At 59.0% G+C, this 18,223-nt stretch carries 5 protein-coding genes; 1 reads left to right on the forward strand and 4 read right to left on the reverse strand.

Annotation, left to right across the window (positions count from 1 at the left end; translation table 11 throughout):
* Positions 1-23 precede the first annotated feature (23 nt).
* Positions 24-383 carry a hypothetical protein gene (locus tag AAEO81_RS23010; RefSeq protein WP_341959299.1) on the forward strand — a complete coding sequence of 120 codons (360 nt, stop codon included), beginning with the start codon at positions 24-26 and terminating at the stop codon, positions 381-383.
* Here AAEO81_RS23010 and AAEO81_RS23015 read toward each other — a convergent pair.
* The 4 genes from AAEO81_RS23015 to AAEO81_RS23030 all read right to left on the reverse strand — a co-directional run bounded on the left by AAEO81_RS23015 (position 362) and on the right by AAEO81_RS23030 (position 17,993).
* Positions 362-4,909, reverse strand: coding sequence for a neuraminidase-like domain-containing protein (locus AAEO81_RS23015; protein WP_341959300.1), 4,548 nt, complete (start codon positions 4,907-4,909; stop codon positions 362-364). The two genes, AAEO81_RS23010 and AAEO81_RS23015, sit on opposite strands and share 22 nt — an antisense overlap.
* 39 nt (positions 4,910-4,948) lie before the next feature.
* Entirely contained in the window at positions 4,949-9,157 is a 4,209-nt protein-coding gene (locus AAEO81_RS23020; RefSeq protein WP_341959302.1) for a neuraminidase-like domain-containing protein, read from the reverse strand.
* 331 nt (positions 9,158-9,488) lie between these two features.
* The gene (locus tag AAEO81_RS23025; protein WP_341959303.1) at positions 9,489-12,896 is read right to left on the reverse strand and encodes an Ig-like domain-containing protein; all 3,408 of its coding nucleotides are present in this window, start codon (positions 12,894-12,896) and stop codon (positions 9,489-9,491) included.
* Positions 12,897-12,962: 66 nt separating this feature from the next.
* Entirely contained in the window at positions 12,963-17,993 is a 5,031-nt protein-coding gene (locus tag AAEO81_RS23030; protein ID WP_341959304.1) for a Tc toxin subunit A, read from the reverse strand.
* Positions 17,994-18,223 lie beyond the last annotated feature (230 nt).

Raw genomic sequence — 18,223 nt, forward strand, 5'->3', positions numbered from 1 at the left:
CGCCAAACCAGAGGAACACCGCCATGCAATTGACCACCGACAGCTTCATCTACAACCCCTGCGACGAGGAAGAAGATGACATGGCGCTGGCGTGCTGCCATGCCACCAACGGCGATCTGTTCCTGCTGGCGCGCTTTCCGGACGAGGATGAAGTCGATATCACGTTTCGCGACGACACCATTCACGTCGAGTCGAATCTGAAAGTGACTCTCACCGCCACACAGCTCAAAGTGGAAATCGACGCCGCTGATGCCAAGCCGTTTGGCGGCGACACCATGTATGAGATCGCCCACACCACCCCGGCCAGCGAACTGGCCGAGCTGGATGCCACGCTGAAGATTATCCTCAAGGACGTGGGCACTTACGTGAGCGAAGTGGCCTGACGCTCCGCGCCCACGTTCTCGACCGCCGCCACCAGTTTTTCCACGTCGGCTGCGAAGGCCTTGCCGCCGTCCACCGCCAGGTAGCGGATGTGCAGAATGACGTCGGTGAGGGTGTCGAGCATGGCTTGCTGATCCTCCGTCTCGTGATGGGGGAAGCTCAGGGTCCAGCGTGAGATGGCCCCGGTGCCTTCGAAGGGGAAGTAGCGCTCATCGCCGAAATCCAGCTGGAACATGCCGTGATCGTCCACCCCAGTGGAAAGCCCGATCTGCTGATTGGCCCGGGGATTGGTCACCAAGTGGTCTTGGCGCAGGTCGTCATCGCTGCCCTCCAGCAATTCACCGGCTTGCTGATAAAGAAACTTCACGTTGCCGATCTCGGGTTTGAGCAAGTAGCTGCTGGTCTGCTGGCTCAGGGTCGCGTGAACGTCCTGATAGGGCTTGAGCACCACTGGGAGCGAGACCGATATCCGCACCAACTGACGCAGGTAGTGGCCCGGATAATCCCTGTCGAACGTCGATGAGTTGAGCTGAAAGTCGATCTCGCCTTTGCTGCGCAGGGTGTCGAGCACGGCGTCCCATCCGGTTACCGCACTCGGTTCCGGCCCGGCACCGGGGTCGTAATCCTTCAACAGTGCCTTGAGCGACAGCGTCTTGGTGATTTCCAGTCGGCGCTCGTGGCGGGTCAGGAAGGCTGACTCCATCTGCATCAGCCCCAATCTCAAGGTGTCCCCTGCGGTGAAGCCGAAGCGGTTGTCGACCCAAGCAGATGTCGAAATGAACTGCGTATCCCGGTCCCCCACTTCGTACTGCCAGCAGGCTTCGGTGCTCAGGCACATCGACAGGACGGCGTCGTACGCCTGGAAGTACAGGGTCGACATCTGGCTCAAGAGCCATTGATACAGCCCTGCATTCGTCGCACGGCCCTTGATGAAGGCGTATAACGCCTGCGCCTGCTCGCGGGACTTCGCCGCCTGGGCCAGGCTGGTCCTCGTGGAGCTGAGGGTCACTTGCTGCGCTTCGATCTGTCGATCCAGCACCTCGAGTTCGATCTGCGCCTGGCGCGCCTGGTGCTGCCATTCCTCCCGGCGGCGACGCTGGGTGTCGCTGATCAACAGCTGTTGTGCCCGTTCCGAATCCTGCGCGGCGGAGGCTTCCAGCACCTCGGCAGCGGCAAACGCCACCCCGCCGAAGACCATCCCACCTATCGCACCGCCGAACAGATTGGGGGCCAAGTTCGCAAGGTGCCCTGTCATGCCAAACTGCCGTGCGGCGAGCATTGCGCTGACAGACGCCTCCCGTGCCTGATGGGCGGCCTGTTCCTCGGCGCTGACATCATGGCTGATCTGCTCGTCGTAGTAGCGTTTGCGCGCCTCTACGCCCTGCCGGTTGGCCTGCATCACGTCGAGCCCTTTGGCCGCCTCGTCAATGGCGTTTTGCTGCAGCTTCTCGGCGAAGCTGGCGAGGTCTTCTAACAAATGCCCTTGCTGCAGCTCGTCCTGCTCGGCCCGGTCCTTGGCTTCCATGTGGCTGAGCACCTGCAGCGAGAAGCGAATCAGCATCTCCACCGCGTTCTGCGCGCGAGGCAGCATGGCGCGAAAGCGGTACGGCGGCACGATGGCCAGCGACCCCAACCGGCGCTGGCTCAGACTGCTGCCGTTGAGTTGCGCACGCAGCAGGTCTAGCGGGTTGGCGGGCACTTCGTACAGCGCCAGGTGCATCGGCTTGCCGTCCAGGGTCAGGTTGTGTCGCAGGTTATGCAGGCGTTGATCGAGGGTGTCCCAGAGGTCCAGCAGCTGGGTGTTGACCGGCAGGCGGAAGATCGATTGATCCAGCAGCCGCAACCAGGGTGCCTCGTTGCGCGGAATCGGGACAGGACTGAACGCTCGCTCGCCCACCGATGATTCCAGCGCCGCGAACGTATCTGCTTGCTCGGCGGCCGCGTCTTCAAGCGGCACCGGATCCCAGCGGCTGATGCTGCGCCCCTTCGACAGCGGCCCAAGCAAGGACAAGGCCCGCACATACAGCAGCTTGGCCTCGTTCAGGGTGTCCCGGGTGACCTGGCGATAGAGCATGTCGCCCCAGGCAATCAGGTTATTCAGGTACAGCATGAAAATCGCTTTGCGGTAATGCGAGGGCGCACCGCGGGCGATGGCGTCGGGGTTGGTCAGGCCTTCCAGCTCCAGCGCCGGATTGTCCGGCAGACCCAGCGGACGGCACGTCCAGTACGGCAACCAGTCGATCTCGGCCGGTGGAGGAAACAGCGGCGCGACGCGTACTTGCGGGTTGAACAGCAGTTCCAGCCATTGCTGCGCACCCGCGTAGTCGAACTCCTGTTGCAGGCGAGTGGCGATCAGGTGCGGGGCGTGAAAAAAGATTTCCCAGAAGTACAGTCCGTTGGCCCCGGAAAAATCGAGGTAAGCCGGGGCCGTCTGATCAGGCAGAAGTGGCTCCTCGGTGTGCTGGATCTCCCAAGACAGCGCACTTATCAGGGACAGGCTGGCCTTGCGGGTCAAATCCTTGGCGAACAGGGTGTTGAGGCGCACCCGCACTTTGCCGGCGCCAACGGCGGCATTCGTCAAGTCGAGGTACTGAGCGCCCAAATCACTGGTACGCAGATACGGCACCGTGTTGCCAACCACTTCGCGAGTGATGGTGAAGCCGTTGAGTCCATATCGGGTGCGCAAATTCCCATCGGGCTCTGCCCCCCATTGGTAGGTCCGGACATTCTCATCACTGGCTGGCCATTCATGATAAATGACCGACGACATAGCCGATCCATTCAACGTGATGGGGTCAGCACGTTTGAGCCACTTTTTATTGTAATGACCGAGCGCGGTATTCAGCGTGAGTGGGTCGCCCTTCCGAGTGACGGCATCTTCTTGCAACTCAAGATGCCTGCCGTCAGCGATAAACACCTCAAAACCTCTGTGCGAATTCTGTTGGAAATACGCCTCACCGGGAGCGATTGTTTTGCGCGCGACGAGGGTTTCCATGAAAAAATCGCTGCCTTGCGATATCAGGTCGTCGTGGGTGATCGTCGCAATCGCCTTACCGGAGTGCCGCAACTCTGCGGTCAATAACTTTGAGCTGCTGCCTTTGATCCTTTTCGCCGTGACCTCCCAGTACACCTGACCTGCGATACCCACCACCTTGTATTGCACGGAAGATCGGTCGTCCACGATGCTGTTGGAAACGACGAAATACTCTGTTTTCCAGGCGATCACCAGCTTTTTGCATCGCCCGATCAGCACCAGTCGCCCGTTTGACCACTGCGCCTCCAGTTCAAAATAGTCATTCAATGCGTCACCGGGTGTCCCTACTGCCGTAGGGGGCGAAGCCGCATCTCGGGCGACCGACTTGATAGTCCAGCGTAACGACGCGTCAGGGTCCAGATGAACAGCGCTGTATTGAACACGGTCGATTTTGGCGCCCGCCATGAAGACCAGCATGCTGGCAATGCCCTCACCGTCCGCGTTCAGTGGCTGGAGGAACCGACTGTACGCTGCGTAATGCTTCACCTCCTTGCCTACGCCAAAACCCTGTGATGTGAACCCTATGAGCAGTCGCGAATTCCCGCTATCACCCTGATCCGTGCTCGCGACCATCCGATAGCCTTTGTCCAATGTGTAGTCGGTGACCTCATCTGCGAGCAACTCATCCGGTGCCTCGCCCTTGTGCAATTCAATAGGCGCACTCCAGCTGTCATCCAGCCGCCGATACGCCAGCTTGATCGAATACTCGAACGCCCCGGTTTTTGCTCCCTCCTTGTCCAGTATCGCTTTGCCACTTTCAGCCCACACCACATACAAACGGCCGTCCATGACCACAGGTCGACAATGTTTGACCTGAGCGCCGCGAAGGGTGTCGATGGGTTTCCACTCGGTCCAGCCGGCCATCTGCGCCTCGCTGGCCGACGCATCTTTGTAAAGATGGGATTTACGCCAGTAGAACGCGAAGGGCTCGGTACTTTGCCGCCCGATGTAGTAGTAATCGGCGTTGAGGAACTGGGTGCTGTCTACGTAGCAGGCGCTCACGGTGAGATTGCTCACCGTCTCGAAGGCTTGCAGGTAATTGCCCAGCGCCTTCTGTACGGTGTCTTCGGCCAATCGCGCCTGAGACAATTCCGACTCGAAGGTCTTGAACATCGAGGTCTTGTCCAGCCGTAGCGCCGGTTGCAAGTAGTTTTCCGGGTAGTCCGCGAGCATCTGGTAACCCGCCCACAGGCTGTACTGGGACATCCCGTCACGCCACAGCGCCAGCGTGTCGTGGCTGACACTCCCGTAGCCCGGCTCCATGCCGTTATAGATCGCATGAATATGCTGTTGCACGCTGGCGATGCCTTGGGCGACCCGGCTGGTGTCGACCTCTGCCGTGACCTGATTGTCGATCAGCAGGTATTCGTACAGATCGTTCTCGTTGTGTACCCGCGTCGGCTGATCGCTTTGTGGCACCCGTTGTCCGAGATACCAGGCCACCAGAGCATCGCGGCGTTGTTGTTCCAGAACCCCAATGATCGACTGATCCATGGTGTATTCCTCATCATCCGTTGATGTGCGTTGACCCGCTTAGCTAGATGGAAGCGCCTTGCGCCGTGCAGCTGGCAGTGGTGTCGTTCCGTTGTTCGGGATCAGGCCTTTGATCGCTTCGGCAAAGGGTTTGCCGCCATCTACCGCGTAATAGCGCACGTGCACGATGATGTCTTGCAGCCCGTCGAACAGCGCCTGCTGGTGAGCGCTGGCATGGCGGGGGAAGGTCAGCGTCCAGCTGGACACCGCCCCAGTGCCTTCGAACGGCGAATAACGCTCGTCATCCCGCCTCGATGTCCCGCTGTCTTCCAGATCACCGGAAATCGCCACCTGCTGATTGAGCCGTGGATTGGCCACGACGAAGCGCGGATCGACGTCGTCATGCTCGCCTTCCAGCTCGTGCGCCTGCTGATACAGGTATTTGCTGCCGCCCAGATCAGGCTTGAGCAGGTAACTGCTGCTCAATTGGCTAAGCATCAGGCGGGCGTTTTCGTAAGGCCCGAGAACACCAGGCAGGGACACCGATACCTGCGCCAGTTGCCTTAAGTAATGGCCGGGGTAATCGCGGTCGAACAGCGACGGTGTGAGCTGAAAGTCCAGGGCTCCAGCGTTGCGCAAACGTGCGATGACGGCCGCCCAATCCGACTCACCGCCCTCGCCGGGATACTGCTGCAGCAGGCGGCGCAGGGAGACGGTTTTGACCAGGCTCAGGCGCCGTTCATCGCGCAGCAGATACGCCGACTCCATCTGCAGCAAGCCCAGGTTCAGACTCTCCCCAGCGGTCAGGCCATGGCGGTTATCGACCCACGCACCGAGCGGGATGAACGTGGTCTGCGGCTCGCCGATTTCATACTGCCAACAGGCTTCAGCCGCCAGGCACAACGACAACACCGCGTCGTACGCCTGAAAATACAACGTCGACATCTGGCTGAGCAGCCATTCATGCAACGCCGCGTTGGTCGCGCGATTCTGCATGAACGCATACATCGATTGCGCGTGTTGCCGAGCCATCGCCGACCGCTCACGCTTGATCTGCGCCGAGGCGATCTGCATCCGGTGCTGCTCGATCTGGCGCTCTGTCGCCTCGACATGATGCCGGGCCTGATCCCGAAGCATTGTCCACTCTTCGCGACGCCTGGCCTGTGCATCGGCACGCAAATGGACCTCGGCGGCGTCCGAAAACGCCATACCAACGCCTTCCATGAGCGACGCCGCCGCCCAGAACGGAGCGCTCCAGTTCCAGCCACCGGGCACTGGAATCGGAAATGGACCGGGTAGAAATGTAATGGTGTTGGGTGGCGTACCCGCCGCATGCCCGGTGGCTCGGGCCGCGGCAGCCAAGCCTCTCGCGACGCTCACATCGGCAAACAGCGCCTCTGCCCTGCGTTCGGCCGCGCTGACATCCTGCGCCAGCAACCCTTCGTAATACGCGATCTGCGCCTGATGCTGGGCGCGGCTGGCAGCGCTGACCTCAAGGGTGCGTTGAGCCTGCTCGATCGCCAGGGCGTCGAGCTGCTCGACAAAGGCCGACAGCTCCAGCACGTGGCCCTGTTGCAGGGATTGCTGTTCGGCGTGATCGCGCATTTCCATCGCCTGGCGGACCTGCTCGCCAAAACGGGTCAGCATGTCCACGCTGTCGCGGGCATGGGGCAACATCGCCGCGAACCGGTAAGGCGGGACGCTGCCCTGGGCGCCCAGACGGCGCAACGACACGTTGCTGCCTGCCAGTTGCGCGCGCAGCAGGTCCAACGGATTGGCCGGGGCCTCATAGAGTGCGAGGGCCATCGGCCGGCCATCGAGGGTGAGGTTGTTGCGCAGGTTGTGCAGGCGCTGATCCAATTGCTCCCACAGGTCCAGCAGGCGCGTATTGACGGGCAAACGGAACCACGGCGCGTCGATCAACCGCAGCCAGGGCGGCTCGGCGGACGTGCGCGGCGTGTCCTGTGGGCAGACGAATGCCGACGTCTCGAACGAAGCGAACGTCTCGCTTTGGTAATCGGCGGCGTCTTGTAGCGACATCGGCGTCCATCGGCTGATGCTGCGCCCCTTGGACAGCGGCCCCAACAACGACAGCGCGCGCACGTAATGCAATTTCGCCTCGTTAAGCGCATCACGGGTGACCTGCCGGTAGAGCGAGTCACCCCAGGCGATGAGGTTGTCCAGGTACAGGGTGAAAATCGCCTTGCGGTAATGCGAAGGCGCACCGTAAGCGATGGCATCCGGATCCCGAGGGGCGGCCACATCCCGCAGCGGATCGTCGGCAAACCCCAGTGGGCGGCAGGTCCAGTAGGGTTGCCACTGCACTTGATCGGGCGGCGGGTACAACGGCGCGACGCGCACCTGTGGATCGAACAGATAATTCAACCACTGCTCAGCCCCGGCGTAATCAAAGGCATGGTGCAGGCGCCACGCGGCCAGGTGCGGCAGGTGGAAAAAGATCTCCCAGAAGTAGCGGCCATTGGCGCCGTTGAAGTCCACCGGTGGCCGGGGTTTCGTGCTGTCTTCAGGCAGCGGGGGTTCCAGCGTGTGTTGGGTTTCCCACCCCAGAGCGCCGCCCAGAGATCGCTCGGCCTTGCGCACCAGTTCGCTGGCGAAGGTGGTGTTCAGGCGCACGAAGCGAAGATGGGGCAGCCCCAGGCTTGTGAGGTCGAGGAACAACCCGCCTTCGACGGTTTTGACGAACGTTGGAATCTCGGCCGAGCGTTCGGTGCGCAGGTAATTGAACTCGTTGTAACCAATGCCACTGGCGGGGTCAGCGTTGCCCACGTAAAGCACGCCCAGATCGGGTTTATTGGCGGTGCCGTCCCAAAGCATCGGCTCGACAGGCGAGCGTGCGGCGCCGTTGAACACCAGCGTGTGAGGGGCGCGTGGCTGATTTCGCCATAATCCGACCCTGCCCATGGTGGGCATGGCATGCGCAGGCGTTGATCCATGCCAGGGTTTGGCGCAGCGGATGGACGCCTCCACGATGAGGTTCTGGTCGGGATGGATAAGCCTGGCATCGAGTTCGAGATACGGGTTGAGCGCCCCGTCCAGACGGTCGCCGCCGGCGTTCCACACCACGCTTTTCAAGCCCCAGATCTTGCCCCCGTTGTCGGCTCCGGTGATCGTGAATTGCGCACTGCCCGGGCCGTTCTTGAACTGGACGATCAGAGAACGATCGAGCGACGGCAGACTATCGCCCAGGACAACTGTCTTCCAGAGCGTGGTGCGGATCTCGAGCAACACCCTGACGGGCGGGCTGTCGGTCTTTTCCCCTCGTTTGATGATCGCAATCACTAGCCTGGGCTCAGGGGCGTAACGCGCATCTTGCGCCGCGATGAGTACGTGCCCGCCACTTTCCAGCGTGGCGAAGGATGGCAGCGTCGTCTCGCGCAAACGGATCGTCGCACTCCAGCGGCCGTTGCTTTGCAGATAACTGGCATTGAGGTGATAAAAGAAACGGTCCGTCATTGGTTTGTCGTTGGCGTCCAACACGTCGCGCACCTGCTCAAGCCATACCAGATGCAAACGCCCCTCGACCACCGCTGCCCGCACATGGGTGACCTGGCCGGAGGTCTCCACATCGATCGTTTTCCACTCCGTCCAGGCAGACGGCGGCACATGGGTGCTGTTCTCATCCACATCAATGGCAGCCTTGCGCCAGTAATAACGCGACGAGTCGGTCGGCGAGCGACCGATGAAGTAATAATCGGCCCGCCGAAAATCCACGCCGTCGACGTAGCAGCACACGGTGTCCAGATTGCTCACTTCCTCGAACTGCGTGAGGTAGGCGCCCAAGGCCTTTTGCACCGAGTCAGGCGTCAAGCGCGCCTGCCCCAATGCGCCTTCGAATGCCTGAAACGCCTCGGTCTTGCCCAGCCGCAACGTCGGATTGAGGTAGTTCTCCGGATAATCCACCAGCGCCTGATACCCCGCCCACGTGCTGTATTGACTCATTGCCTCATGCCACAACGCTCGCGACTGTCGATGCTGCTCCACGTCCCCGACCTGTTCGAAGCCGGGCTCCATGCCGTTGTAGATGGCGTGGACGTGCTGCTGCACACTGGCGATGCCTTGGGCGACGCGGCTGGTGTCGACCTCGGCGCTGATCTGGTTGTCGATCAGCAGGTATTCGTAGAGATCGTCCGCGGTGATGATGTTATCGGGCGCGGGCGAGTTTTTGTCGGGCACGAGCTGGCCGAGGTAATAGGCGACAAGGGCGTCGCGGTGGGGCTGGGCGAGTAGTGCAGTGATCTTCGTGTCCATAGTGCCGTACGCTCGCGTATCTCAAAGTAATAAATAGCGATATGCCAGGCGAAAGCCAGAGCGGATAATTCTAGTGAGTAACCCCGTGAAAGTTTGAAAATCAGCCACCCCACCAACCGAAATTGCGCAATATAGAAAAGAAGCGTTGTTATCCTTAACGGCATTCACAATGCACCTCGGTTGTTTCGCTACGCTTATCCATTTGATGAGCTCCGATTGGCAAGCAATCGATATCACGTTCATCGGGCCAACTCATATTAACCTCGGCGGCGCTTAACTGTTTATCGAGGTACGCCATTAGAACAACAGCCTGCCAGGCAACATTGGCTGGCTATTCCTTCAGCCGCCGACTCAACGCGAGAAGGTGCTCATCATAGATGACACGACCTGCTTCACTTAAAAGCTTGTACTCGGCATCCGATAAAGACGCTCTCTCTTCGAATTCTGACAGGCCAGGGGCTAACAGAAGAGTAGACCCGGGATTCAAAACCACGTACCCCCCCAATCCAATAGAACGACCAACACTCAATAAACTCCCGACCCTTACGTCTTCCGAAACCTCCCCAAATGCACACGGCAGCAGATATTCATCGGGTAAAAAGGCTCTCATTTCAAAATTAATGGTGGTATTGATCCAGGCGGTGATAGCCTCCAACTCAATCGCTTCACCTGTGTAATAACGATCTAAAACCAAGGGAGGATACGTCACTGTTACAAGACGTGACAGCCAAAGTAAAGCTGGGCCAAGATTGAAAATCCACCCCAACCGATAGGTTTTTTCCCCTACATTGATTCCCGCGTAGACTAAACGGAATGTAAATGACTCGGGCTTGTCCCATGGCTCTGCCGAAATTTCAAATAAATGAGGGGCATCGCCCGACACCACTTCTTTATTCAAATCCTGGATAGCAAGACCTATTGAAGAATACGCTGGCCCCGGATTAGTTAACGAATACTTCGCGCCACGAACAGGCTTTCCTGCGCTATCAGATACCGTCACACTAATCTGATAGCGCGTTGTTCTTGATAGAAGATCTGGCGAAAGCGCATCAAAAGCAAGAGGATTACCTACTATCTTGGTAGTAAACACCCATGTATCTACAACCACAGAAAAGTTCTGGCTTTTACCGGACTTCGGCTCTTTCAGTGTGACCGTATGATTACCCGGCGTATCAAACCCCTTTTTGAACGTCACTTTTCCATTGCCATCTGACTTACTTTTTACGGTTGTACCGCCCACCGTCAATTCCACCTCGATTCCGGAAAGCTTTCTGGTGCCGGCTTTGAGTACGGCCGAAAATTCGACGTCGGGAGAGTGATTGATGATGTATTCAGGGTCGCTGATGTAAGGCTCCGTGATCTCCACTTGGGAAGCATTCACAGTAAAAATCTTGCTCGCTTCGGACTTCGGCTCTTTCAGTGTGACGGTATGACTACCCGGCGTATCAAACCCCTTTTTGAAAGTCACTTTTCCATTGCCATCCGACTTATTTTTTACGGTTGTACCCCCCACCGTCCATTCCACCTCGACGCCAGAAAGTGTTCTGGGGCCGGCTTTAAGCACGGCCGAAAACTCGACGTCCGCTGAGTGTTTGATAATGTATTCAGGGTTGCTGACGGAAGGCTCCGTAATTCCCACTCGGTAAACATTGAACGGAAATTCTACCAAATGCCCGGACAACACCACCTTGGCCGTGACCTTGCGCTCACCCGTCACTCCAAAACCTTTCGCTGAATAGGAGGCTTTCCCCGCACTGTCAGATTCGGTGTCTTTCTGTTTTTCACCGTCCACACCCCATTCGACTTGAGCGTTGGCCTGAGCCCCGCCTGCTGCGGCGAGCCATACTGCGAACGTCAATTCGGGGGTGTGTCCGATGATGTAGTCAACAGCGGCGGTGGGCTCTTGTCTTTCAATAGCCACTTCGTACGCCTCCACGGTGTAGGTGGCCGTTTGAGAGGGCGTCTTGGTGATCTTGGCCGTGACTGTATGAGTGCCCTTCGTCGTGAAATCCTTCTCTATGTAGGCCACACCTGGGGCCTGGGTATTCGAGTCGCCACTGGCCGCGCCATCTTTTAACCACAAGACGTTAACGCCGGATATCAATTTTCCGCCCGCTTTGATCGTTGCTGAGAACTGGATTTTTTTTGACATCCCGAGCACGTACTTCGACGCCTTGGGCGCGTGATCGGCAATGACCATGTTGTATGCTTTGACCGGGAACGTTTGCCGCTGACCGGAGTTGTGAACTTCTACGATGACCGAGTGATCACCTTCGGCTGCAAATGCTTCGGTATGGGTGACCATGCCCTGGCTGTCTGACGTCACAATCCCCTTATTGGCGTTATCCACCAGCCAGTTGACCTTCTTGTTTGCGAGCGGTTTGTTATCCGCCGTTAGCCAAGCTTTGAAGACAATGGGGTCGGAATGCGCTATGACGAAATCGATGGACCCCGGCGGCTCTCTTTTGGCAATGACCACATCAAAGGCTTTCACGCTGAACGTTACCCACAGCCCGTTACTCAACTTCGCCGAAACCGTGTGCTCACCGGCCTTGAAGTCAAAAGTGATGACCGCTTTGCCTGTGTTGTCCGACTCACTTTCCTTGGGGGGATCACCCGCCACTGACCATTGAACTTTAGTGCGTGGCGGCACGTGCCCCTTAACGGCCAGCATCACCGAGAAGTTGATCGCGGGAGAATGCCCCACCACATACTCCGTGCCGCTGGCATTCTTGGAGGCGATCTCTAGAGGCCCGGTGGGTGTGGTCGGGCTGACGCCACTGATGTAGGGGTGCGCAGCGGTGGCCGTCACCTTGGCTTCACCCGATTCCTTTGCCCTGTAACGAGTGGTTGCCACGCCGTTGGCATCGGTGCTGGTTTCAGGATCAAGAATGTCCCCGGTATCGGCGCTCCAATTGACCAATCCATTCGACCTGGGTTTGCCATTGAGCCCGAACAACACGCACGTCACCTGAGTTTCGACATCAATGATCGCCGACGGCGCTTCGAACTCGACAGACTTGACGTAATACAACTCCAACTCTTCAACGTGAGCCATCACGGCGGTGTAGCCATTCTTGGATAGACCGCCGTTCAACAGCACATTGGCCTTGGCGGCGGAGGCAAACTTGCTCAACTCAACCAGGTTGTCGCACGCGACGCTGCCGTCCGCATTGCGTTGGGTGGGGGTCGTGGCACTGATCTCCAACGCCGGGATGTCGAGGGTGCATTGCTCGATAGTTTCCCCCCAGTTCCACATCGCGCCCGGCTTATGATCACCAAACCATTCGGTCTTGGTCTTGAACACCGCTTGGGCAGAACCGCCTGCGACTGAAATAAGGGGGCGCCCCCATTTCATCAACCGCCCTATCTTGAAGGTACGATTGCCTGACACCGAATCCGGTACTGCCGTGCACGTGACGGTAAAGTCATATTCCATGAGCGGGAAGTCTTCTGCCGACAATGCCGGGCTGCCAGAAATGGAAAAATCCGTCCCTTTATCTGAGGAGATGTAGGTAGCGTTTTCATCAATCGACGTGGTGACTTTATGTACGAGGGCATCAGCCTTATTGGCCTTTATTGTGTATTGGATGCCCACCACTGGGCGTTCATCCGCGTCCACCGCGTTGATATTCAACGTATACGTATGATCGCGCCCTAATAAGTCGCGAGGATGAGAATCCTCAAGGTCTTTAATCATGATGCGGAACGAATAGTCGCTTACCTTGACGTCTTTCATGGCAAACCTCTGCTGTATTCAGCCTGAGTACGCAAATAATCCCAAGGCGTTTAAACCTATGTGTATTTACGACTTACGCTTTGACCGGGTCGGTTTAAGTGCTGCATCTTTTTGAAGGGGTTGCGTGCCTGCAAGCGCCACCATGTAACCGTCCATCGCCACCAGACGACTCACATGGGTCACATCATCTTTCTCCAGCTGGGCAAGGTTTGCCTCGGGCTTCGCACTGTAGAGGGGACGCCCCTGTTTCAGCGGAATGTGTACTTGAACGTCCACCTTTTTTTCAGGCACTTCAAACTCCACGACACCTAGCTCGTCAACATCCGACCCGTCGTAAGGCGACAATTCCCCCTGTACGCAGACCCATGTCAGCGCCAATTCTTGACCCGCTTTCAACACCGCGGAGTAATAGGCGTACAGCCAACCCAAACGGTATGTGGACTCCAGCTTCTCCAAGGGAAACCGGGTCGTCGCCAGCAACGTGAAATCCCCACGTACGCTTCCTCTGCTGGCCTTTGCAGCGAACCGCACACCGTCCGGGGTCGAGCGGTATTTTTCATTCAAGCCCTGGATGTCGAGCCCAATCAGTCGAGGGTCATCACCGACGGCGCTCAGCGTAAACGACACGCCCTCAACCACTCGGGTTTCGTCCTGCGCGTCCAGCGCCTTCACGACCAACGCGTAAGGGGCAATGCGGGAGATCAAATCGGGCGATTCGGGGTCCACCAGATCCCCTTCGAACGCCATCGTGAAGACCACCCGGTTGCGCGCGAGCATGTCGAATGTAGTGCGAACCGCCGTACCGCCCACGGTTGCGCTGATGACATGATTGCCCAACGAAAACTTCGAGCTGAATGACGCTTTACCCAATTGATTGGTACGGCTGGTGGCGAACGTGGTGTCGTCTTCGGGTTCGCCTTTTTTCGTTACACGCCAATGGACAGGCATCCCGGCAGCGACCTCTCCCCCGGCTTCGACCCAGACCGAAAACAGCACCGGCTCGGAATTGCCGACGAGGAAATCCTCGTGGCTCGTCGCCTGACTGACAATCGCCGGCATGGGGTGGATCACCGTCAGCGCGCTCGTCTTGCTGAGGGCCGAGTCAACGTCAAGGGCGCTGACGGTGACCTGCACGTTGCCCACCGACCCGGACAGGAATTTCACCGTGGCTATGCCGTTCTCATCTGTTTTTGAGGCGCTGGGGGTCAGGTTCCCCATCTGTTGCCCCTGCTCGTCCAGTGCCTCCCACGTGACGTCCACGTCAGGGCGCGGCGTAACCCCGTCCAGTTCCACCAACGAACACGTCACTTGGACCTCAATGCCTTCGATGATCGAGTCAGCGAAGGTGACGTACCGGAAATACGGGGTGCTGGTGAATTCGACAGGGTTGAACGCTTGAATTTGACCGTTGCTGTAGGTCGCGACGACTTCCGATATGCCCGCAGGGCGACTGCGCAATTCGGCACGCGCCACGCCATTTTGATCGGTGTAGGTCTGATGCCGCTTGAACTCGCCCAGGGTGGCCCCCCACTTCACGGGCCGGTCGATGGCGTTGTTGCCGTACTGGTCAGCCAATGCCACGGTGGCAATGATCGGCTCAAGGTTGTTGGACAAGGCCTGAGTCGGACCGATTTGGGGCTCATGGAACTGGATGGACGTTTCGTCGCAGTCGATCGTGACCACCGGGGCGTAGAGCGTTTCCCCCAGCCCGAAACTGGCCACCACCGTAGCGAGGCCCATTGTCGTGCCGCTGCCCAGCTTCACCGTGCTGACACCCCCCGTATCGGTCGTGGTTTCGACGTCGCTCAGTTCACCCAGATCGGTACTCCAGCGAACGGTCACGTTGTCATAAGGCACATCCATTACATCCCGCAGGGTGATGGTGTAGACCGCCTCATCGCCTTCACGCCGGGCGACGAGGTAGTCCGGGGCGACCGTCAGTGTGCTGGCCACGCTCTGCCCCGCTTCGCCGCCCACTTTTGCCGCTGAATCGGTGAGACAAGCCAGGGCCATTTCAGCGGCCTGCCGGTAAAACATCACAGGGCGGGTGGGCGTCAGGTTGTGAAGGGCCAGCAATGCCTTGGCATCCAGCGACGTGTGATGGCTGAGCAAACTGACACGCGCGACCGTTTCCAGGTCCTTGAGGGTGAAGACGACGCCGTCGTCATTGAACTGATAGGCCACCTCCAGCACTTCACGCACACCCCAACGCAGAAAACGCGCCAGCATGTTCGAGGCACTGTCTCTGATCAGTCGCTGGTCACCTTCCGTTGCCTCGCTCCAGACCGTATTGATCAGGCGCAGGTAATTGAGGAGTGCGTCTTCGCTCTGTTCGCTCAGGCGCAGCATCGCGGCGTATTGGCCGCTGAAATAAACGAGCTGAAGCGTCAATGCCGAGTTCGCCAGCCCGAACCATGTTGGCTCGGCGATCAACTGGGTGATGAGCGCCGAACTGAGCCCCAGATGATTGGCCAGCACCGCCCGTTTGGACAGCGCCTCAAGGACCAGCAATACGTCATCCCCAATGGCGACGCTGCCTGCGGCGTGGACCCCATAGACCCGCAGCACCTCCTTGAGCAATTGATAGCGGTTGCCATCGGTCCAGAACAGCAAGGCCTTGGCCACGTCGGCCGACGTATTCAAATACCCCCCAAGCCCTTCCATCAACAGCGCTTCCTGGGCACCGCGGGCGCGCATGATCATGTTGCTGATCTTGGGGTGCAGCTCCTCGACGAGCAGACCTTTGCTTCGCAGCACTGCTTCAACCTGATCGCTCATGGCACGCTCGAAACTCTCTTCGGTTTCGCCGAGCACGTACTTGACCAATCCTTTGGCATTCGGCGCTGATTCGGGATTACCGGTTTCGATGAAGTCCTTGAGCTCTTCAAACCAGTCGATGGTTTCGCTGACATAGACCGCCACGCCCTCTTCATTCATCTCCTGCGTCACGGTGGCCTCTGGCGCCCCGGTTTCGGCAAAGCTGCTGTCGGTGATCAACGCCGCTCCCAACCGCCCATGAATCTGCTGCAGCAGCCCTTTTTCGGCATCGGTGGCCACAGGCTCCGTGATCGAGGTCAGCACCAGCCTGCACAGTTGCACCACCGACCAGTCGTTCTCCTTGAGCCAGAGCGCGGCGTCTGCCAAGGCATGAATCACACTCAGGGTGTCGGTATCGACCGACTCATAAAACGACGCGATTTGCGTGACACCGGCCAGCCTGGACACCAGCAGACTGCCCCCTCCGTCCAGCAACTCCAGCAAGGCCAGGGCTTCGATAGTGCTCAGGCCGAGGCAGCGCGGCAGGCGCACCAGACGGTAAAAAGCCGACACCGTCTCGCGCGACCATTTCAGTGTTTTTTCTCGGCTGGCCTGCAGCAACACCCTGGCTGCATAGCGATAGGTTTCGAAGGTCATGCCCAACGCAGCGCAGAGATGATCGATTTTCTGCCGTTCTTCTTCAGTTTCCGGCACCCTCTCGAACGGCTGGTCATCGAGTATCAGCGGGACGGAAAACAGCGCCTGACCGTTGAACACACGATCGAATTGCGATGCGGTATTGCCGCGCCCGTACAGGTTCAGCCCATACAGCATCGCCGCGAAGTCCTCGGCGACGACGTGATGCCGCCGACGCAGGCTCTGAAAAAGACCCAGTGCCCGCAAGGTGTCCTGGGTGATGCGCCAAGGGTTAGGCACCTCGTCCTCAGCTCGCCGAGGGGTTTGCGCCCTGCGCTGCTCGCCTTGCATCGACGCCACCAGCAGTTGGTCCACCTCATCGAATGGCAAGTCCAGCCAGCGCGCCAGACGAATCATGCGGTTCATCCGATCAACGCGATCGGCCGTGATATGGGTGATTCGGTGGTGCGCGCCGGTTTGAGCAGCGGTGTCGGCGGGGACGGTTTCGAGGCCCATCGCAGGCGTCTGGCCTGCGTTGATGTAGACCGAACCTGACAGGCTGCCATCGACCTCGCCCTCGCCCGGCACGTTCTCGGACCGGCTGATCGCGAACGCTCCCACACTGAGCAACGCTTCCAGCGCTTCAGTACTGAGCCCGGTACGCAGGCAGAAATTCTGAGTGTCGTCCAGGTCGATCAGGCTGTTGACCCCGAAGTTATTGCCGTAGAACGCTGAGGCGTCGTTCGCGTCGTTCGCGTCGTTCGCTTTCGTCAGAACCCCTGTTCGCGGGTTGATGCGCCAGCCGCTTGCTCCCAGCGGGTGAGTGGCGCCCTCCTCATCAGGAAAATAGGGCGCTTCGAGCAGTAACCCTTGCTGGACCGGACCGAAACCTGTGTCCTGGATCAGCGCGGTGTCAGATAGCAACGAGTGAACACCCGGTTCCTTGAAATAGGGATAGGCAGGATCGGCCGCGCGAATGGCATCGCCCAGCGTGCGGTCCTTGCGGCCCAGGGCATGGTTGATCTGGCTGGTGTAGCGCTCGAACGGCAGGGTGTTGGGGTAGCGGGCGTCTAACAGTGCGTCATCGACGGATTTGTCTTCGAGGCCGATGCCATCGAGATGGCTGCGGATCGACGTTTCCAGAATTTCGTTGACCAGCACGAGGGTCGGCTCGACCCGGTTCAGCGCGGTGTGGTCCAGCACCAGGTCCTTGAGGTCCGGGCGTCGCTCGTCGAGCGTGATGACTTCGCCTTGCTTGCCGGTGGCCTCCAGCGCTTTCGCGTAACGGTACAGATCGGCCAGATACGCCACCGGCGACGTGGTGGCTTCGATGGCATCCGGCGGGCAGTGATTCGCCCAGTCCGGGTTGAACATGTCGGTGTAGGTCGGGCCATCTACCAAACCCTTGACGCCGGTCGGCGGCCGGTTGGCGTGACGCACCGAGGCGGTCAGGCGCTGCTCGCGGAATTGCCGGGCGATCACCACCGACATGGCCTGGGCCCGGCCATGCAGGTCACGGGCCTCGCTGATGTGCATCTGCGGGTTCTGCTCCATCAGCCTGGGAATGCTGGCGTTGGCCAGGCTCATGACCGAGCTGAACTGTTCGGATAACGCAGAGGTGCTGGCGGTATGCTGAGAACCCTCGAGCAGGATATCCAGCGCGGAGACGGACTTAGACGCAGGTTTACCGGTTTTTTTGGCCATGGCAGTGACTCATCCTGAGGTGATGCTTCCTTGAACGGGTCACTGCACAAGGCCCTGTGAAAAGCTAAGCACGGCTTAGGGAAACCTGTGGGGCACATCGGACCAGCGGCCCACTCGAACGAGGCCCCTCGATTCAAGTCATTACAGGTCAGCCACGCTGGGGCAGGCGGAAAACCCGCAACCTGTCAGACACTTCCGGTTTTTACCCGGTAAACGTCTCGAAACGCTGA

Origin of the sequence: Pseudomonas sp. RC10, assembly GCF_038397775.1 — a bacterium.
GTDB classification, from domain to species: domain Bacteria; phylum Pseudomonadota; class Gammaproteobacteria; order Pseudomonadales; family Pseudomonadaceae; genus Aquipseudomonas; species Aquipseudomonas bambusae.